This is a genomic window from Limimaricola variabilis, from assembly GCF_034371605.1.
Classification (GTDB): Bacteria; Pseudomonadota; Alphaproteobacteria; order Rhodobacterales; family Rhodobacteraceae; genus Limimaricola; species Limimaricola variabilis.
Map to the genome: position 1 here is coordinate 62,158 of NZ_CP139694.1, position 20,429 is coordinate 82,586.

A 20,429-nucleotide genomic window follows, 5' to 3' on the forward strand; every position below is an offset into this window, starting at 1 on the left:
CATCCGGATGGCCGGCGATTATATGCGCTTTCGATATTTTGGCTAGTATCGTCGTCATAGGGAGAGTCCACTACTTAATCTAGTGGATCTATATGGAACCCTGATACTACGCCTCCTGATTGTGGTTTTTTCTAGACACAAGAAGAGAATCTTGGCTAGCTGAAGCCTAGGATGGATTGGCGGGGAGGCGTATCACGATATGAATAACGATCCCAGCGTTGGGAGTGGGTAGTCCTTCTGTTAGTGGATCGATTGGATCTGCTGCTGCGCGCTAATGCTAAAGCATGGTGCTTTTCGGTATAGCGAGTTTCTGCGTGGGTTGTGTGCTGACAGAGCGCACCGACCATTCGGGCTGACAGTTCTCGGACGAACTTGGCCGCTTCCCTGACTTGACGATTGATAGGTTCTGCTGGCCGTAGGGCGGGCAGCAAGTCGCGCTGTCGACGTTTGATGCCTTCGGCGCCAGGTGCTGCCACTTATCAAAATTCTTTCTTGCGGCTCGCCCCTTCTCCGGGGGCGGTGAGCGGTTGCGTCGCCATCGACGCCTTCTGCCACGAGCTAAAAGTGCCGTTTTAAATTTTATTGGAGCGTATGATGGCCGTTAAGCTTAACTTGAACGACATTCAGTTCATTCTCGACCAAATCAAGATCGCCGAGGCCCACTCGGCGGGAACCCCCCTGAACCAGCTCATCGGGAGCCCGCTGCTGCCGCATGGCCTGCGGACCGTGGATGGCAGCTTCAACAATTTCGGGGCTGGCAGGGAGAAGTGGGGCGCGTCCGGCGAGCTGTTCCCGGGGCTGACGGATCCGTCCTTTGCGACCGGAAGCGGCAGCATGGGGCCGCATTTCTCGAGCAACAACGACTACGGCCAAACCGGCGACGTCATGGATGGCGAGCCTCGCCTGATCTCGAACCTGATCGTCGACCAGACCTCGGAGAACCCGGCGGCAATCTATGCCGCCCTTCGGCTTGCTGACTACGACGGCAATATTCTGAGCGCGATCCAGGCCATCCGTACCGAGTATGCCGAGATCCGGGCGAACCCCGATGGATTGGACGACGCGGCGCTTCGGGCCCAGTATGGAGAGTTCCTCGAGGATTACGGCATCGAGCTCGACGGCTGGACGATCATGCTGCGGAACTCGGCCCCTGATGACGGGGTCTCGGCGCCTTTCAACTCCTTCTTCACCTTCTTCGGCCAGTTCTTCGATCACGGGTTGGACCTCGTGAAGAAGGGGGGCAATGGCACGGTCTACATGCCGTTGAACCCGGATGACCCGCTCTACAATCCTGCGACACCGTATACCAACTTCATGGCGATCTCGCGCGTGACGACCGACGAAGCCGTGGGGGGCAACGTGACCACCCCCTGGGTCGACCAGAACCAGACCTACACCTCCAGCGCGTCGCATCAGGTCTTCCTGCGCGAGTACGAAGTCAAAAACGGCAAGCCCGTGGCCACCGGCCACCTGCTCGAAGGGGCGCGCGGCCTCGCGACTTGGGCGGACGTCAAGGCGCAGGCGAAGTCCAAGCTCGGCATCGATCTGACCGATCTCGATGTGAGCTCCGTGCCGGAGCTGCTCGTCGATCCCTATGGTGAATTCATCCGCGGCGAGAACGGCCTGCCGCAGATCCTCGCCGCCTTCGCCAAGATCGACGACGATGCCGATAACAACCCGATCCTCGAGGCGATCTACGTCGAAGGCGACCGGAACAACCCGGTCGACCCCTCGGCGATCCAGCTGCCGGTTGGCACCCTCGTCTACAACCCTGCGCTGGGGATCAACGTCCCGGTAATCGAGGGGCAGACCGTGTCGGCGGCCCGCACGGGCCATGCCTTCCTCGACGATATTGCCCATAGCGCCGTGCCCGTGAAGGACGCGAACGGTCAGCTGGTCGCCGATGCCGACATCGAGGTTGGGAACGATGTCCCGAGCGTCATGGGGCAGAACCTCGCATACGACAACGAGCTGCTGGACGCGCATTACATCACTGGCGACGGCCGGGGGAACGAGAATATCGGCCTCTCCGCCGTCCACCACATCTTCCACTCGGAGCACAATCGCCAAGTCGACGACATCAAGGCGACCATCGAGGCCAGCGGCAACGCCAACCTGATCGCCCAATGGAAGCTCCCGGACGGCTCCTGGGACGGAGAACGGCTGTTCCAGGCGGCACGCTTCGCGACCGAGATGCAGTACCAGCACCTGGTCTTCGAAGAATTCGCCCGCAAGATCCAGCCGGATGTCGACATCTTCGTGGTCCAGCCGGACGTCGAGATGAACCCGGCCATCTTCGCCGAATTCGCCCATGTCATCTATCGCTTCGGCCACTCGATGCTGAACGAGACGGTCGAGATGATCACCGCGGATGGCGACCGCAGCGGTTCGATGGACCTTTTCGACGCGTTCCTTAACCCGCTCGCCTTCGGCGCCGTGGATGAGAACGGCGTCGTCACCGTCGATCACAGGGAAGCGGCGGGGGCAATCATCCGGGGAATGACCGGCCAGGCCGGAAACGAGATCGACGAGTTCGTCACGAATACCCTGCGCAACCAGCTGCTCGGCATTCCGCTCGATCTCGCGGCGATCAACATCGCCCGGGGGCGCGACACCGGCATGCCGACCCTGAACGAGGCCCGTGGCCAATTCATGGAGATGGCCAATGGCGACACCCAGCTCAGGCCCTACGAGAACTGGAGCGACTTCGCGCTCAACCTGAGGAACCCAGCCTCGATCATCAACTTCATCGCGGCCTACGGCACCCACGAGACGATCACGTCCGCCACGACCATCCAGGGCAAGCGCGACGCGGCCTGGGCCATCGTGATGGGCGGTGACGACGCGCCAACCGACCGGATGGAGTTCCTGAACGGCGAGGGGGCTTATGCGAACGATCCGCGGTTGGGTGGCCTGCAGAACATCGATCTCTGGGTCGGTGGCCTGGCCGAGAAGAAGATGTCCTTCGGCGGCATGCTCGGATCGACCTTCGCCTTCGTCTTCGAGATGCAGATGGAGAACCTGCAGGACGCGGACCGCTTCTACTACCTGTCCCGCGTTCAGGGCCGTAACCTGCTGACCGAGCTGGAGAACAACTCTCTGGCCAAGATGGTGCAGGCGAACACGGATATCGGCGAGACGGATTTCGCGATCCCGGCCGACGTCTTCGCGACCAGCGACCACGTCTTCTACATGGACATGGCCAAGCAGATGCGCATGACGGGCAAGGCCGATCCCGAGCAGGACGAAGAGACGCTCGGCGCATTCACCAAACTCGTGGAGCGGCGCGATGCTGATGGCGACGGGGTCGCGGAATACATCCGCTACAACGGCGCCGACCATATCATCGTCAGCGGATCCGACGGCAACGACGTGATCGTGGCCGGCGATGGCGACGACGCGGTCTGGGGCAATGACGGCGACGATCGGATCGAGGCCGGCTACGGCGTCGACATGGTCAGCGGCGGCAAGGGCGACGACATCATCACCAACTCCGGTACCGATATCGGCGAGGCCGACATCTTCAAGGGCGACGAAGGCAACGACGTCATCCATGCCGGCAGCGGCATGGCCCTGATCTTCGGGGGGACCGGCAAGGACTTCCTGATGACCGGTCCGGACGGCTCGGAGATCCGCGCCGGTGAAGGCGACGACTTCCTCCTTGGTGGCGACGGCCAGGACGTGCTGTTCGGCAACGAGGGCGACGACTGGATCGAGGGCAAGTCCCGTGCCGACATGGTGGTCGGCGACAACGGCGACATTTTCTTCAACTCGACCGTCGTCGGCCATGACGTCCTGAATGGCGGCCAGGGTGACACCGATTACGACGCCGACTCTGGCGACGACATCATGGTCGCCGGCGAGGGCATCCAGAAGAACATGGGCATGTGGGGCCATGACTGGGTGATCCACAAGGGCCAGAAGGTCGCGGCCAACGCGGACCTCAACTTCCCGCTGTTCTCGACGCTGCCGCTCGAGGTGGTGCGCGACCGGTTCGGCGAGGTGGAGGCCCTGTCCGGCTGGAAGTTCGACGACATCCTGAGAGGCGATGACCGCGTCTTCGACAGCGCCTTCGAAGCCGAGACCGAGGTCGAGGAAGAGGACGCAGAGGTCGAACCGCCGGAGGACGAGGGCGGTGTGCCGGTCGAGGAGGGGGTGAACAACCCGGGCTTCATGCTGGTTGAGGAGAAGCAGGAGGAGGTGCCGGAAGTCTACGACCCGACGCCCGAAGGCAACTTCCTGTACAACGAACTCGACCAGGCGGGCATCGACCGGATCGCGGGCCTGAACAAGCTCATCACCCCCGACATGATGCGGGAGCTGGAGTACCGGGCCAACGGTTCATGGGAGAACCTGGCCGAAGGCGCGCAGGGCGACATCAAGCAGGTGTTCGTCGGCGGCAACATCCTCCTCGGCGGCGGCGGCAGCGATCTCTTCGAGGGTCGCGGCGGTGACGATGTCATCGACGGGGATGCCTGGCTCAACGTGCGCATCTCGATCCGGGACGCGAACGGCGTCGAGATCGCGACGACCGAGGGGATGCACGCCAAGGTCTATTCGGCCGCAGGGTTCGAGTTGCATGGCGGCCGGCCACTCTCGGTGCTGATGCTCGAGCGGGTCTACAACCCGGGGCAGCTGCACATCGTCCGCGAGATCCTCTACGACGACAGCGGCACCGACCGGGCCCATTACTGGGACGACCGGGTGAACTACGACTTCGACGGCACGAGCGATGGCCGGCTGGTGGTCCAGCATGTCATCGCCAGCGAAACCGATGCCGAGGACGGCAACGCCGGCAACCCGTTCGACCCGCTCACCGGCAAGAACCGGACGTCGGATGGCAGGGACATCCTGTCCAACATCGAGGAGCTGCAGTTCCGGGACGGCGTCGTGGGCATCATCAACGGCACCGCGGCGAACGACACGCTCGAGGGCACGGATGAGAACGACATCATGCTCGGGCTCGATGGCGATGACATCATCCGCGGCGGCCAGGGGAACGACATCCTCATCGGCGGGCTCGGCAATGATCGGCTCGTCGGCAACGCCAACGACGATCGGCTGATCGGCGGGCTGGGCAATGACGTGCTGCGCGGCGGGACCGGGAACGACACCTATGTCATGCATCTGGCCGATGGTTCGGACCGGATCATCGAGGCGAACGGCCAAGGCGCCGAGGATCGCATCGTGATCAAGGCGGGCGGCCGGGCGCTGGACGGGTTGTCCGCGCATGACAGCCAAGGCGGCGGTGCCGCCGGAGATCTGGTGATCGGCTATAACGGCCAGCAGGTCACGGTCGATGACCACTTCCTCGGGGCAAATGCCCAACGGGGGGTCGAGTTCATCAACTTCGACGGCGGCTCCTTCGGAGGCTATGCCCTCGGACGAGCGGACTACCGCATCAGCAGGTCCGATCCCGGCGACAACAACCGCGTCGGGACCACTGAGAATGACCTCATCGCCGGTGAGAACACTATAGATCTCATCGAGGGCGATGCCGGCAACGACCTCCTCTTCGGAGGCGGCGGCAACGACGAGCTTCGGGGTGGCGCTGGCGAGGATCTGCTCGTCGGAGGTCAGGGCAATGACACCGTGTTCGGCGGCGGCGGCGATGACACCATGGTTCGTAGTGTCGGAGACGGCCGCGATCAGATGGATGGCGGTGACGGCCACGACACCGTGCACATCATCGGCGACTCTAGTACCGAAAATTACGCTATCTACACGGCTATCGCAGCGCAGGATGCGGGCATCGCCACCGGCGGCGCGGAGATCGTGATCCAGCGCAACGGCGAAACCGTCGCGCTGCTCAGCAACACCGAGGAGATCGTCATCGACGGCAAGGGCGGCGGCGACACCTTCACCGTTCATGGTGACTTCACCGATACGAACCTGTCCTACAACACGATCACCCTGGAAGGTTCGGCGGCGGGTGAAACCATCGACATCACGGGTCTGGCCTCGGCCCACCGCATCTACTTCCGGTCGGGTGGCGGCGATGACAGGATCATCGGGACGCTCCGTCCACAGGACGTGATCGTGCTGCCCAAGGGCGCGAAGGTCGCCGACTACACCCTGGTGGAGAATGAGGACGGGACGAGCACGCTCACCAACGGGAAGGGCCACGCGGTCGTCTTCACCCGAGGCGAGGGCACGCCCCAGATCGACGATGGCGACGGCGATATGGAGGAGCCGGAAGACAACGACGACGAGTACGAGGTGCCGGACACCGGCGGCGACAACGGCTTCGAGCCGCCCGAGGACGACGACGAGATGTTCGAGGGGGAGGAGCCGGACGGCGAACAGTCCGAGGAGGACCCGGAGGAGGAGTTCGAGGGCGAAGAAGCCTTCGATGACGAGGACGCGTTCGAGGAGGAGGAAGAGCCGGAGGGCGAGGACCAGTCCGAAGGCGACGAGGAGCCGGAAGGCGAGGAAACCTCCGAGAACGACGAAGACTCCGAGGGCGAAGAAGCGCCGGAGGGTGAGGACGAGTTCGAGGAAGAAGAGCCCGAGAACGCGGAAGAGCCCGAGGGCGAGGAGGCCGATGCGTCCGACGAGGACGACGACGAGGATGACGACTCGGCGCAGCCGCCGGTCGCCGCTCAGCCGCCCGCCACGCCGACCGAACGCGCCGATTACATCATGGGCACTGCCGGCAACGACATGCTCGTCGGCCTGGGTGGCGGTGACACGATCCTCGCAGGGGCCGGAGCGGACATCGTGTCTGGCGGCCGGGGCGCCGACTTCCTCTCCGGCGACGCCGGTCGGGACGTCATCTTCGGTGGCGCCGGCGATGACGACGTGCTCGGCGGCGACGGCGCCGACATGCTCTACGGCGACGCCGGCAACGACCGCATCCTGGCCGGGTCGGGCAACGACATGGTGAATGCCGGCGCGGGCAGCGACGTGGTCTTCGGTGGCGCGGGCGACGACACCTTCGTGGCCGAGGTCGGAGACGGCAACGACACCTACTACGGCGATGACTTCGGCGGCGGATACGGCAACGACACTTTGGACATGTCCGCGATCACCGCCAACATCACCGCCGATCTCGGCACCGGTGCGGGAGGGCGCGGCATGGTCGCGAGTTCCCAGACCGGGCGGGACGTGCTCCAGGGGGTGGAGAACATCGTCACCGGCAGCGGGGACGACGTCATCACCGCGTCGCGGGCGGTCAACGTCATCGACGGCGGGGACGGCAACGACATCTTCCGCTTCCTGTCGGCCGGCGATGCCAATGGCGACACGATCGTCAAGCTCCAGTCGGGCGACCGGATCGACCTCAGCGCGATAGACGCCAACAGCCAGGTCGCCGGAAATCAGAGCTTCACCCTGGTATCAGACGGCTTCTCGGGTGCCGGCCAACTGATGATCTCCGAAGAGATGCGCGAGGACGGGACCTACACCGTGCTGCGCGGCAACGTCGACAATGATGACGAGGCCGACTTCGAGATCGGGATCAAGAGCGGCCAAGTCAGCGAGTTCCAGCTGACCCTCTGAGTGCGGTGGCGGGCGGGGACATCCCCGCCCGCCCCGAATTTTCCAGTTTCACGGTTACAGGGGTGGAGTGACTCTGATGGCAAACGCAGAAGCCAAGGCCGAGGCGAAGAGAAAGTCCGGAGAAAAACTGACCAAGGGATTCCGGGGCGTCTTCTTCTTCCTGTTCGGTGTCTCCGGAATCATAAATCTTCTGGCGCTGACCGGCGCGTTCTACATGATGCAGATCTACGACCGGGCGCTGACGAGCGGCAGCATTCCGACCCTGCTGGCCATCTCCGTCCTCGCGGTCGGCCTGTATTTCTTCCAGGGCCTGTTCGATATCGTCCGGTCGCAGATCCTGGTCCGCGTCGGCTCTGAGCTCGACCGGAAGGTCGCTCCCACCGCGCACCAGGTGGCCATCGACATGCCGAGATTCGGCTTCTCGACGGCCGAGGCCCTCGCACGCGGCCGCGACGTCGATACGGTGCGCGGCTTCCTCGGGAGCCAGGGGCCGATGGCGCTGTTCGACCTGCCCTGGGTGCCCGTGTTCGTCGCCTTCGTCTACATGCTCCACCCGGCCCTCGGCATGCTCACGCTGGGCGGCGCGATCGTCCTGACGACGCTGACCCTGCTGGCGGAGATCCTGACCCGCAAGCTGAGCACCGCGACGCATGAGGCGTATATCCAGAGAAACGCCATCGCGGATTCCAACGCGCGCAACTCCGAATGCCTCCGGGCCATGGGGATCTCGGGCCGGGCGCTGCGCCGCTTCGCGGCCGCGAACGAAGAGCATCTCGACCTGCAGACCCGCACCAACGACATCGTCGGCACCTTCGGCGCCATCTCGCGGGTGCTTCGGATGATCCTGCAATCGTCGGTGCTTGGCCTCGGTGCCTATCTGACCATTCAGGGCAGCCTGTCCGCCGGTGCCATCATCGCGGCGTCCGTCGCGTCTGCCCGCGGCCTTGCCCCGGTCGATCTCGCGATCGGGAACTGGAAGAACGTGGTGGGCGCGCGGACCGCGTTCGACCGCCTGAAAGGCACGGTGGCCATTCTCGATCAGGCCAAGGTGCAGATGATGCTTCCCGCACCGGAGCGCTCGCTCAAGGTCGAGAACATCACCGTCGCGGCCCCCGGCTCGGGGCGTGTCCTGCTTAGCGAGGTCAGCTTCGAGGTGCAGGCCGGCCAGGCGCTCGGCGTCATCGGCCCGAGCGGCGGCGGCAAGACGACGCTCGTGCGCGCCCTGACCGGCATCTGGCCGGTGCTGCGCGGCAGCGTCCGGCTCGACGATGCGGAGCTGGCGCAGTGGAACGAGGAGGAGCTGGGCAATTTCGTCGGCTACATGCCGCAGGAATACTCCCTGCTGGACGAGACCATCGCCCAGAACATCGCGCGGCTCGACGACGAAGCCGATCCGCGCGGCGTCATCAAGGCGGGCCGCATCGCGGCGGTGCACGAGATGATCGTCCGGCTGCCGGATGGCTATCACACCCGGCTCGGCCCGAACGGCACTTCCCTCTCGGGCGGCCAGCGGCAGAGGATCGGCCTGGCGCGCGCGCTCTATGGCGACCCGTTCCTGGTGGTCCTCGACGAGCCCAACTCGAACCTCGACGGCGAGGGCGAGGCGGCTCTCACCGCGGCCATCGAGGCGGTGAAGGCGCGCGGCGGGATCGTCGTGGTGATCGCTCACCGTCCGAGCGCACTGGCGGCGGTCGATCTGGTCGCGGTCATTCAGCAGGGCAAGCTTTCGGCCTTCGGTCCGCGCGACCAGATCGTCGGTGGGCAGGTGCGCACGCCCAAGCCCAAGGTGGCAACGGCCCCCGTGGCCCCGGCTGTGGCGACGGCGTCATGATTTCGGTCAAGAGCACGAAGGGCGCGGTCGAGAGCGCCGATCCCGCCGAGCCCTATGCGCGGCGGACGGTCGCCAAACCGTTCGGGCTGGCCAAGGCGGGCGCATGGCTCATCGCGGTGGCCGTCTATCTCAAGACGGCCCTGTCGGGGAGCGTCGAAGCCGCCGCGCCGGCAGGGGCCAAGGAGCACCGGGAGATCAAGAAGGAGCCGCGGCCGGTTCCGGACAGCAAGGAGGAGCATTCCTTTCCGAAAGAGACCTCCCCGCTGCCAGAGAAGTTCGACGGCCACACCGTGAAGACCTTGCTGGCCGCCGATCCCAACTCCGACACCATCGCTTTCTTCACCGGAGAGGCGAAGCTGGATCCGGCGATCTTCAAGCCGGTGGCCTATGTTCCGTCGGAAGCCAACGTGAATGGCTTTCCCAATGAACATCCGCTCCTGTCCGGACATCTCCGCAGGGTGATCGACGGCGACAAGGCCGCCCCGCCGAAGCTCAGGAAGCCCTCCAAGGAGGAGCCAGTGAAGACCCCGCAGGAGGTCGAGGGCGAGGACCCGGCTCCCGCCAAGGAAAGCCCGCCGGAAACCGAAGCGCCGGGCGGTGCGACCGAGAACAGCACCGATGACGGGGAAGAGAGCGACGGCGCGAAGACGAGCAACCGGGCGCCGCGCGTGTCAGGGCCGCTCTACCTGAACGACCTGTCGGTCTGCGCGATCCTGTCGCTCAGCCTGGCGGATCTGCTGCGGGGCGCGACCGATCCCGATGGCGACCAACTCCATGTCGAGAACGTCTCGGCCTCCTCCGGGCATCTGACCTTCCATCCGGAAGGCTACTGGGAGTTCGAAACCGGGGGCGAGGTTCAGCCGGTGGTGATCACCTACACCATCAGCGACGGCAGCCTCGGCGTGCAGCAGACCCTGGAGTTCGAGGTCACGCCCACCCATGACATCCTCGGCACCGAGGGCGACGACATTCTGATCGGCACGATGTGCGACGACGACATCCGTGCACTGGCCGGGGATGACCTGATCGACGCACGCGCCGGGGACGACCTGATCCAGGGCGGGGCCGGGGATGACCATATCTTCGCCGGTCCGGGCAACGACTGGGTCCATGGCGGGCCGGGGCACGACATCATCTTCGGTGGCGGCGGCGACGATTTCCTCGAAGGCGGCAGGGGGAACGACCGCCTGTTCGGGGAGAGCGGAGACGACGAGCTCTCCGGCGGCGAGGGAGATGATCACCTCGATGGGGGGAGCGGCGATGACGTCCTCTCCGGCGGTCAGGGGAACGACCGGATCATCGGCAATGTCGGGAATGACATGATCTTCGGCGATGACGGCGACGATACGATCGACGCCGGCAGGGGCGACGACTTCGTGGAGGGGGGCGCCGGCAACGATGTCCTGCGCGGCGGCAGCGGGAACGACCGCATGACCGGCGGCGATGGCAACGACCACATGGTCGGAGGGGACGGGGCCGATATCCTTCTCGGCGAGGCAGGCGACGACCTGATCGAAGACGGCCGGGGCGCGGACATCGTGAATGGCGGCGCGGGCGACGACATCGTCGTCGCGACCCCGGATGGTGCCACCGACCACTATGACGGCGGAGAGGGTGTCGACCGGATCGACTATTCGGCCGCCACCGAGGATCTCGTGATCGACCTCGCCGCCGGGCGTGTGACCGGGGTCGAGATCGGACAGGATTTCATCTCGAACTTCGAACATGTGGTGGCCGGGGCTGGCAATGACCTGATCCGTTTCGGCGCGCAGCCGGTGACGGTGACGGGCGGCGCGGGTCAGAACCGGTTCGAGTTCGCGACCGAAGATCTCTGGGAGGACTTCTTCGAAGGCCGGTTCGAGGCGCACAGGATGGAGATCCACGACTTCAAGGTCGGTGATCACCTGAAGCTGTCGAAGTGGGACATCCTGCACGGCAATGATGACGGGCCGGAGGACTACGAGGATGTCGTGTTCGATGCCCGCCCGTCCGCCGTCGATATCCCGATCCGCTACAGATCCGAGCGGACGGAGGAGATCGACAGGACCGTCCTCGAGGCCGATCTCGATGGTGACCAGTTCTACGAGATATCGTTCATCCTGAATGGCCACCACTCTCTCATTATCCAAGCAAGCGCTTGCTGACCGAAGGCGGGGGAAAATTCCATGCAACATACTGCGAACGCGTCCAAGCGATATGGCTCCAAGGGCATTCGGGCCCGCGTCGCCACCGGCATCCTGCTGGGAACCTTCCTCGTGGTCGGCGCCGGGGGTTGGGCGGCGACGGCGAAACTGACGGGCGCGGTCATCGCGCCGGGGACCGTCACCGTGGATGACGAACTCAAGGCCGTTCAGCATCGGGACGGCGGCATCGTGCAGGAGATCGCCGTTCGCGAGGGCGACGTTGTCGAGGAGGGCCAGGTGCTCATCCGGCTCGAAGACGCCCAGACGAAGGCCGAGCTCTCGATCATCAGAACCCAGATCAACGAGAACGAGGTCAGGCGGCTGCGACTGCTGGCCGAACGCGATGGCCTCGCCGTGATCGAACTTCCCGAAGAGTTCGAGAAGGCCGAAGGCAGCGTCGCGAGCCTGGTGCTGGGCGAGACACGGCTCTTCGACGGCAACTCCAAGACCCGTGAGAACCAGAAGCAGCAGCTCGAACTCAGCATTCGCCAGATCGGCGACGAGATCGAGGGGCTGCGGGCGCAGAAGCTCTCGAAGCAGGAGGAGATCGAACTCGTCTCCCAGGATGTCGCCCGGATGAAGAAGCTCTCCGATGACGGCCTCGTCGAGGATGCGCGTCTGACGTCGATCCATAGGGAGCGGGCCCGGCTCGCCGGAGAGGCGGGGCGGATCGACGCCGAACTCGCCCGCGCGGCGGCCCGCATCAGCGAAATCCGCCTGCAGATCCTCGCGGTCGACGACGACGCCCGTACCCAGGCGCAGCGGGAGCTGAGCCAGATCGAGACCCGCCTGTCGGAACTCAGGGACCGGGAAATGGCGGTTCAGGATCGCCTCTCGCGGAGCGATATCAAGGCCCCGATCACCGGCACCGTGAACGAGTTGATGGTGAACACTATCGGCGGCGTCGTGACGCCCGCGGAGGTGCTGATCACGATCGTCCCGCATGACGCGGCGCTGAAGGTGACGGTCAAGCTCAGCCCCGCCAGCATCGATCGGGTCGATGAGGGGCATCTCGCGCGGATGCGCTTCACCTCCTTCAACCAGAGGGTCACGCCGGAGATCATCGGCCGGGTCGCGCATGTCTCACCCGCGGCCTCGACCGACGCGGCGACGGGGGAAAGTCACTTCATGGCCGAGATCGAGGTGCTCGACGGCGAGCTCGAGAAGCTTCCGTCCCAGCGGCTTCTGCCGGGCATGCCGGTGGAGGTCTACGTGCAGACCGAGGAGCGCACCGCGTTGTCCTATCTGGCGAAACCCGTGACCGACCAGTTCAACCGGGCCTTCCGGGAAAGATAAACAGTGGTTTTTTGAGAGGGAGGGGTAGGGGATGGAGAACGTCGCCGAATTCCTGAATACGCAAGTGGTGCCGACTTGGAACGCGTTCATGAACGGGGGGAGCGAGATCCTGTGGGCGGAGCTCACCGAGCCATCGGCCATGGTCCTGTTCACCCTGGCGCTCCTGTCCGGCATCGTCAGCAGAAGCGCGACCATGTTCATCGGCGCGACCGCTCTCGCCGGTGCGGGGCTCTATCTGCAGTACAGCCACGATCTCCTGCTGGACTTCAGGGTGGCGAGCGTGCTGATCGGCGCGCAGGTCATCTTCCTGCTGGGCGGCTGGGCCCATTATCACCGCGCCCGGCAGATGAGATCGGCGCTTCAGGCGCTGGAGAGCGAGAACGAGGAATTGCAAACCAAGCTCGATCGCGAGGTCATCTGGCGCATCGCGGGATACACCACCTCGGCGCTGGACCAGAAGGCTGGGTCCAAACCCGCGGACGATGTGAGCTGATGCCTGCGAGGGCCTTTGCGGGGCCGGCGACCCGGCCCCCGAGCAGGCCCACCTGGCGCCCTGTTCTTCATCTCCGGCCGCCCCCGTCGAACGGGCAATTCGATAGCCACTCGGCCCTCTCTCGGCCGGAGAGTTGGGCCTCACCAAGGAGGCTTGAGCCCATGCCAGGGCAGGCGCTCATGTTCCAGCCATGAACTCTCCGGCAGACCGCGGGAATGACGGGCTTCGGAGCGATCTTCATAACCCCGCGTCCGCCCGCGCAGCGACCTCAGGACAGGTCGATGAGCCGGGCCTCGAGACGGCGTTCGGCCGCGCCGGTGAAGCCGCACGTCGTGCAGCCAGCGCCACCGCAACCGGTGCAGGACCGCATCACCAGCGATTGCGACAGCACGCCGCGCAGCACGTCGCGCACCAGGTAGTCGGGCACGCCGAGATCGCCGAGCCGGGTCGCGGCGGCCTCGGCCGAATTGGCGTGCAGTGTAGAGAGCACCATCCGGCCGACCTGCGCCGCGCGACAGGCGATCGCCGCCGTTTCCTGGTCACGGATTTCGCCGATCATGATCACGTTGGGGTCGTGCCGCAGTATGGAGCGCAGCACCCGCGCGAAGCTCAGCCCGATGGCCTCCTGCACCTGCACCTGCTGCACGCCCGGCAGCTCGTATTCGACCGGATCCTCGACCGTCACGATCTTGGTGCGGGGCGAGTTGAGATGGCGCAGCGCGGTGTAGAGCGTCGTGGTCTTGCCCGAGCCGGTCGGGCCGGTGACCAGGAACAGCCCGTTGGGATGCTCGATCGCCCGGACGATCCGGGCCACCAGGTCGGGCGCGAAGCCCAGATCCTCCCAGCCCTGCCGCAGGGCCTGCGGATCGAGGACCCGGAGAGCGATGCTTTCGCCGTGCTGCGTCGGCAGCGAGGAGAAACGGAAGTCGATCATTCGCCCGGCGATCGGCACCCGCATCCGCGCATCCTGCGGCAACCGCCGCTCCGAGACGTTAGCCTGCGCCATGACCTTGAGCCGCGCGAGGATCGCCGCGGTGCCGAGGCCGGGATCGACCTCCTGTCGCGACAGCAGGCCGTTGACCCGCATCCGCACCACGAGACCGCTCTCGGTGCTCTCGAAATGGATGTCGGAGGCGCCGAGCGCCACGGCATCGGCCAGCTTCTCGTTCACGAAGCGGATCACCGGCCCCTCGGCCTCCGGCGGTGCGGACAATCCGCGCCGGGGCGCGCCATCCGCCGCAGGATCGCTCTTCGACCCCGCCTCTTCGGCCTGGCCACGCGCCAGCAGCATCCGGATCGTCCGCAGGGTCGCACCGCGCGGAGCGACGGGCCGCCCGAGGTGGAACTCGAGCTCGCGGCGCAGCTCGGTGTCGCCGGGGGTGGCCATCAGCACGGTCTGCGGCTCGTGATCCGGCGACAGCAGCGGGGCAACGGCCTTGGCCCCGAGATAGGCCGGGGACAGGCGGAGCACGGCGTCCGGGTCGAGCCGCGCGCCCTCTTCCCACGGCGCGGCGGCAAAGCCGATCCCCAGCGCGGCGCAGACCAGCGGCAGCAGCGTCTCTTCGTCGATCAGCCGCAGTTCCAAGAGCACCTGTTCGAGCGGAACGCCGCGTGCATCGGCCATGCCGAGGGCCCGGGCGAGCTCCCGCGTCGGCAGCTGTCCCGATGCCTCCAGGCTTCTCGCCATACGCGCATTCCGCGCGGGGCTTTCACTCTTTTCTCCCTCATTCATGGCAAAAACCGCTATCCTCACCCGGAAGACCGTCGAATGGTCCGACGGCCCTTTCGTGAGTGTCGTTTTTTTCGGGTCCGCATGTGAAGGTTTTATTGGCCCAGCGATCGGAAAAGCTCCGCGCCGCGTGGCGCCTGCTGTTCCCGACCTCCGTCCTCGCCGGCGGGCTGCCGCCGCGTCCGCCACTGACATTGCGAATGGAGACGTTGCAGCCAAGTGCCGCCGAACAGTCGGCGCTTCGGGCGGCGGCCCGGCGCGGCCGCCCGGTCGATGTCGAGCTGCCCCGGGACGTGTTTCTCGAAAAGACCGTCAGCATCCCGCGCGCCGCCCGCGCGCAGGCGCAGTCCGCGATCGCGGTGCAGATGCGACAGGAGATGCCGGCGCAGGGGCGGGGCCTCGTCTGGCGCGAGGCGCTGCCCGAGCGTCGCGGCGACTGGCTGCAATTTCCCGTGCTGTTGATGAAGCAGGACGAGCTGGCGGCGCTGAGGCGCGCGGTGGAGGAGACAGGCGCGCCGCTGCGGCTTGTCAGGGCCGCCGTCATGCCAGGCATGGCACCCTTTCTCGACCGGCGCGGCGTGACCGATCGCGGCCAACGGCGCTGGACCGCGCTGCTGGTGCTGCTCCTGGCGTTGGTGGCGAGCTGGACACTGTTCGAGCGTTGGAGCGCGTTGTCGGAGCTGGAGTCGAGGAACGCCGCGCTCGCGCGAGAGGTCGCCGCGCTCATGGATCAGGCGGTGGAGGCGCAGCAGGAGGCGGTCTCGCGCGAGGCGTCCCTGTCGACGCTGGCATCAGAGATCGCGAGCTTCGAGGCGGAATACCACAGGCTGCCGATCCTGACGGATCTCACGGCGTTGCTGGAGGATCGGGTCTGGCTCTCCGCCCTGTCGCTCGACCGCGACGAGATGCGGCTCACCGGCTTTGCAGAGATGGAGGTGACGGCGGTCGTCGAGGCCATCCGCTCCGCCCCTTGGGCTGCCGAGGTCGCGCTCGACGGGCCGGTCATCCTCGACCCGGTCAGCCGGCAGAACCGGTTCCAGCTGCGCGTGACGCTGCGCGCGGAGGAGGCGACATGAGGTGGATCGGCGCCTTGGTCGGCTTGGGTCTGATGTTCCTTGCGGGGGCGGCCTTGGCGCATGGGCTGTCGCGGATCGGCACCGCCCGGCAGGCCACGCTGGAGACCGAGGCGGCGCGGCTGCGCCAGCAGGTCGGCGAACTGCAGTCGCGGATCGCGTTCTGGCAGGCGGCGGGCGCGGCGCTGGTCCCGCCCGAGGGCATCGCCCATCGCAGCCCCGACGAAACCAGCAGCACCCTCGCCGTGCAGAAGGCGCTGTTCGAACTCGGCGCCGAAGCGGGTCTGACGCTGTCGACCATCGGCGCCGCGCCGCCCCCTGCAGGCTTCAGCCAGCCCGTGGTGGCGGTCGAGCTGGAGGCGCGCGGCCCGATCGGGGCGGTCGCGACATACCTCGCCGGGCTGGAAGCGGTGGAGCCGCGCCTGGCCGTGTCGCAGATGGTGATCCGCGCCGCGCCGCGCGGATTCGAGGCCGCGCAGCGGATGTCGCAGGTGACGATGCGGCTGGTGGTCTGGGGCTTCTGGGTGCCGACCACGGAGGAGCTGTAGCATGAGAGCCCTGCGCCACCTGCCGCCACTCGCGCATGTCGCGCTGCTCGCGGGCTTCGGGCTGGCGCTGGACTGGAGCCGCGAGCCTCCCATGGCTCTCGTATCGGCCCGCCCCCAGACCGGTGATGCGGCCCCCTCCGCCCCGGGCGATCGGCTGTTCGCCTTCTCCGGGCCGAGAGACTACGGCGACCGCCTTCAGGAAATAGCCGAACGGCCGCTCTTCGTGCATGGCCGGGGCAGGGCGGTGGCGTCGGCCCCGCCGCCCGCCGAGAGACCGCCCGAAACCGCCCCGGAAGCACCGGTCCAGATCTTCGTGAGGGGCACCATGGTCGATGCTGGAGGTGGCCAAGCGCTGCTGGATATTCCCGATGGTGAAGGGGAGGTCTGGGTAAGGCTGGGCGACAGCATCGCCGGCTGGCGAGTGGAGGAGATCCTCGTCGGGTCGATACGGCTGTCGCGCGACGGCGAAGATCGAACGGTTCGGCTGTTCGAATGAGGGGCAGGACGACATGCCATGACCTGCTCGCCCTCGGGCCGGCCGCGCGCGATGTCTCCGCACCGCTGGCCGGATCGTAGGGGAGCGAGAGGTGCCTGTATTCGCCTACAAGGGTTACACCTCCGCCGGGCAGAGCGAGCGCGGGCGGCTCGAAGGGACATCCGAGGGAGCGGCCTACGAGACGCTTCAGGCGATGGGCCTTTCGGTCGTGGAGCTGCGGGAGGCGGGCGCGGGCGCCTCGGTACCGTGGTATCGGCGAGAGGTCGGGTTTGGGGCCGGGCAGATCCCGCTCGAAGCGCAGGCCGCGCTGGCCGAGCAGATGGCGGTGCTGTTCCGGGTCAGATTGCCGATCCTCGAAATCCTCAGGGTGCTGGGCGCCGGCACCCAGCGGCGCGACGTTCGGGGGCGGTTGGAGCGGGTGGCCCGACTGGTCGCCGAGGGCCTGCCCTTTGCCGAAGCCTTCGCCCAGGCCGGGCCGCGCGTCGCCCCGGTCTTCACCACGCTATTGCGGATGGGCGAGAGCTCGAACGAGATGCCGGACCTGCTGCAGGATCTGGCCAAGCATCTGCGCAGCCAGCAGCGGCTCCGCGCCCAGATCGCGGCGGCGCTGATCTACCCGGCGGTGCTCGTGGCGGTCGGGATCGGGGTGCTGGTGCTGGTGAGCCTGACCTTTGCCCCGGCGCTGGAGCCGCTGTTCCAAAGCCGCGGCCTCGCGCCGCCGACCGGGCTCGCGGTGTTCCTGTCGTTGCGCGATCTCGTGGCGAATTGGGGGGTCTGGCTCGGGCTGGCGGTGGTGGCGGTGCCGGGGCTGGTGGCTCTCGCCCTGCGGCTCGCACGGGTGCGGGTCGTGACGCGGCTGCCGGTGATCGGACGGCTGGCGCAGGACACCGCGCTTCTCCGGATGTCTCGCGGGCTGGAACTGCTGCTCCGCTCGGGCATGTCGCTGCCCGACGCCCTCGACCTGCTCGGCACGTTGCAGCCGGGGGCCGCGCATGCGGCAGCCATGCGCGCGGCGGCAGAGCGCTTAAGGAGCGGCGGCCGCGCCCATGAGGCATTTGCGCAGGCGCCCCGGATGCCGCTGCTGTTTCTCGAGCTCTTCCGCATCGGCGAGGAGACCAACACGCTCGGCGCGGTTCTGGGGACATTGTCGGCAGCGCTCGCGGCCCAGATCGAGAGCCGTATCGGGCGACTGCTGCGGGCGCTGACGCCGGCGCTGACGCTTATCGTCGGCGCGCTGGTCGGCCTGCTGGTCCACGCGGTGATGGAGGCCGTCTTCTCGGTGAGCGACCTTGCGTTCTAGGTTCGCCCGAAACGCGGCCACGCGCCGCCGCGCGACCTCAGGCTTCACCATGCTCGAGGTGCTATTGGCCTTTGCGATGCTGACCATCGTGACCGGCGCGGTGCTGGGCGTGACCAGCTCGGCGCTGCAAGGGAGCGCACGGCGCGTGGAGCGGGCCTGGCTGGTCGAACTCGCGCGCTCGGTGACCGAAGAGCATCTGGCCACCCGGCGCTCCGTCGCGACGGTGGAAAGCCTCGGCCAGTATGAGGAGTGGCATTGGCGCATCGAAGAGCGACCGGCCGAGCCCATCGTCGCCATGCCCGGTGTGGCGCTGGACGGCTACGTGACGGTGGCGGTCTCGGTCTGGAACGGCACCGCGCCCGAGCGGGTGGTCACCCTCGAAAGCGTCGTCGCCGAAAGGCCCGCGCCATGAGGTCGAAGGGGGACCGGCCCGCTGCGCCGCGCCGTCCACGGCGCAACCCCCGGGCGGGGGTGACACTGCTCGAACTTCTGGTGTCGCTCGCGATGATGGCGGCGCTGGCGCTGATCCTCGCCTCCACTCTCGACGTGACGGCGCGCGGCGCAGGCCGCCTCGGCGCCGAGGCGCGCGGGCTTGCGCCGCTGCTCGATCGGGCGACGCTGCGCCGCTGGATCGAGGACATGCCGCCCGGCGCCATCCTCGCCGGCAGCGCCGAGCGGATGAGCTTCGACACGCTGATCGACGCGCCGCCGTTTTGGGCGGGCGAGCTGACGCGGATTTCGATCGAGCGGTCGGGCGACGCGGTCCGCGCCGTAGCGCTACTGCCGAGCGGCGACATCGGGCGGGAGATCCTGTTGTCGGAAGGAAGCGCGGGCTTCGCCCTCGCCTATTGGGGCCGTCTGCCGTCGGGCGTCGGCCACGCGTGGTTCACGGAATGGCCGCCCGGCGCGGGTTTGCCGGACCTCGTGCGGATCAGCTATGACCGCGACGGCCGCGCCGCGCCGCCGCTCAGCGTGCGCCCGGCGCGCGCGGCGCATCACAGCGTGATGTCGCTGTCTTCCCTGTCGCCGCCCGGCTGACCGTCCCGGCCCAGCGTCAGCAGTTCGAAGCCGCCATCCGGCGCGGGGTAGCGATAGAGGAACCTCCGCCCCCAAGGGTCGGTCAGCCCGTCCGGCCCCTCCAGATAAGGGCCGCGCCAATCGGCGAGACCCGAGGGCATGGCGATCAGCGCGTCGAGCCCTTCGGCCTCGGTCGGGTAGCGGCCGATATCGAGGTAGTAGAGTTGCAGCGCGCTCTTGAGGTTGGCCATGCTGACCTGCGCGGCCTGCGACTTGGCCCGGCCGAAGCTGTCCATCAGCCGTGGCGCCGCCAGCCCGGCCACCATCACGACGATGGCCATGACCACCATGATCTCGAGCAGGGTGAGCCCGGCTCGGGGGTTTCGTCGGGACCTGTCGCGGTTCAGTGCCATGGCATGCCCGGAAGTTGCAACAAAAAGACCATGTATATTGCGTAAGCCAGGAAGGGCCCGAAAGGAATTCCCAAATGGGTTGTATTCCCGCGGCCGCGCCGCGCCGCCAGCGCCGCCGCGATGCCGCCCACGCAGGCGATCAGCAGCGCCCACCAGATCGCGGCGAAGCCGGTGCAGAGCGTGCCGGCGCCGATCAGCTTGGCATCGCCGATCCCCAGCGCCTCGCGCCCGATGCGGCGAAAGGCGAGGTCGCCGCCGGTCCAGAGCACCGCGGCCAGACCGAGCGCGAGGGCGATTTCACTCCACAGGCTCGCCGGGCGCGCGACCCACTGGAACAGAGCGCCGCAAAGCGCGATGCTGATGATGGCGGTATCGGGGATCTCGAACCGGCGCAGATCGGTGACGCTGAGCCAGATCAGCGGCACTGCGAGCACCGGCGCGAGCCACGCGAGACCACCCGGGGAGGCGTGCCATGACACCAGCAGGAACGTCGCGCCGTAGACGGGGACGAGAACGATGAGGACCGAAGCAACGGATCCGGACATGGGAA

General features: G+C 66.8%; 14 protein-coding genes. 11 read left to right on the forward strand and 3 right to left on the reverse strand.

Annotation, left to right across the window (positions count from 1 at the left end; genetic code table 11):
- The first annotated feature begins 594 nt into the window (after window positions 1-594).
- From T8T21_RS18785 to T8T21_RS18805, 5 genes are all read left to right on the forward strand, one after another.
- On the forward strand, window positions 595-7,500 hold the full coding sequence (locus T8T21_RS18785) for a peroxidase family protein (RefSeq protein ID WP_322338139.1): 6,906 nt from the start codon (window positions 595-597) through the stop codon (window positions 7,498-7,500).
- Window positions 7,501-7,576: 76 nt separating this feature from the next.
- The gene (locus tag T8T21_RS18790; protein WP_322338140.1) at window positions 7,577-9,331 is read left to right on the forward strand and encodes a type I secretion system permease/ATPase; all 1,755 of its coding nucleotides are present in this window, start codon (window positions 7,577-7,579) and stop codon (window positions 9,329-9,331) included.
- On the forward strand, window positions 9,328-11,475 hold the full coding sequence (locus tag T8T21_RS18795) for a cadherin-like domain-containing protein (protein ID WP_322338141.1): 2,148 nt from the start codon (window positions 9,328-9,330) through the stop codon (window positions 11,473-11,475). Before T8T21_RS18790 ends, T8T21_RS18795 begins: the two co-directional genes overlap by 4 nt.
- Window positions 11,476-11,496: 21 nt before the next feature.
- Entirely contained in the window at window positions 11,497-12,810 is a 1,314-nt protein-coding gene (locus tag T8T21_RS18800; protein ID WP_322338142.1) for an HlyD family type I secretion periplasmic adaptor subunit, read from the forward strand.
- Window positions 12,811-12,841: 31 nt separating this feature from the next.
- Complete coding sequence (locus tag T8T21_RS18805) at window positions 12,842-13,303, forward strand: hypothetical protein (RefSeq protein ID WP_322338143.1); 462 nt, start codon at window positions 12,842-12,844, stop codon at window positions 13,301-13,303.
- Window positions 13,304-13,571: 268 nt separating this feature from the next.
- Here T8T21_RS18805 and T8T21_RS18810 read toward each other — a convergent pair whose 3' ends face one another.
- Window positions 13,572-14,990: a GspE/PulE family protein gene (locus T8T21_RS18810; protein WP_322338144.1), complete on the reverse strand. Its 1,419-nt coding sequence runs from the start codon at window positions 14,988-14,990 to the stop codon at window positions 13,572-13,574.
- 242 nt (window positions 14,991-15,232) lie between these two features.
- Between T8T21_RS18810 and T8T21_RS18815 the strand changes: the two genes are divergently transcribed.
- The 6 genes from T8T21_RS18815 to T8T21_RS18840 all read left to right on the forward strand — a co-directional run bounded on the left by T8T21_RS18815 (window position 15,233) and on the right by T8T21_RS18840 (window position 19,487).
- On the forward strand, window positions 15,233-16,108 hold the full coding sequence (locus tag T8T21_RS18815; RefSeq protein WP_322338145.1) for a PilN domain-containing protein: 876 nt from the start codon (window positions 15,233-15,235) through the stop codon (window positions 16,106-16,108).
- A complete protein-coding gene (locus T8T21_RS18820; RefSeq protein ID WP_322338146.1) occupies window positions 16,105-16,653 on the forward strand; it encodes a GspMb/PilO family protein in 549 nt (182 codons plus the stop codon). Before T8T21_RS18815 ends, T8T21_RS18820 begins: the two co-directional genes overlap by 4 nt.
- Window position 16,654: 1 nt before the next feature.
- Window positions 16,655-17,149 (forward strand): hypothetical protein, encoded by a 495-nt coding sequence (locus T8T21_RS18825; RefSeq protein ID WP_322338147.1) that lies wholly within the window; start codon window positions 16,655-16,657, stop codon window positions 17,147-17,149.
- A 91-nt stretch (window positions 17,150-17,240) separates the two neighbouring features.
- Window positions 17,241-18,449: a type II secretion system F family protein gene (locus T8T21_RS18830; protein ID WP_322338148.1), complete on the forward strand. Its 1,209-nt coding sequence runs from the start codon at window positions 17,241-17,243 to the stop codon at window positions 18,447-18,449.
- Window positions 18,450-18,498: 49 nt separating this feature from the next.
- Complete coding sequence (locus tag T8T21_RS18835) at window positions 18,499-18,861, forward strand: hypothetical protein (RefSeq protein WP_322338149.1); 363 nt, start codon at window positions 18,499-18,501, stop codon at window positions 18,859-18,861.
- The gene (locus T8T21_RS18840; protein WP_322338150.1) at window positions 18,858-19,487 is read left to right on the forward strand and encodes a PulJ/GspJ family protein; all 630 of its coding nucleotides are present in this window, start codon (window positions 18,858-18,860) and stop codon (window positions 19,485-19,487) included. Before T8T21_RS18835 ends, T8T21_RS18840 begins: the two co-directional genes overlap by 4 nt.
- Here T8T21_RS18840 and gspG read toward each other — a convergent pair.
- Together gspG and T8T21_RS18850 are read right to left on the reverse strand one after the other, a co-directional pair.
- Entirely contained in the window at window positions 19,445-19,879 is a 435-nt protein-coding gene (gene gspG, locus T8T21_RS18845; protein ID WP_322338151.1) for a type II secretion system major pseudopilin GspG, read from the reverse strand. The two genes, T8T21_RS18840 and gspG, sit on opposite strands and share 43 nt — an antisense overlap.
- Window positions 19,870-20,424: an A24 family peptidase gene (locus T8T21_RS18850; protein WP_322338152.1), complete on the reverse strand. Its 555-nt coding sequence runs from the start codon at window positions 20,422-20,424 to the stop codon at window positions 19,870-19,872. The genes gspG and T8T21_RS18850 overlap by 10 nt, the downstream gene beginning before the upstream one ends.
- Window positions 20,425-20,429: the final 5 nt, after the last annotated feature.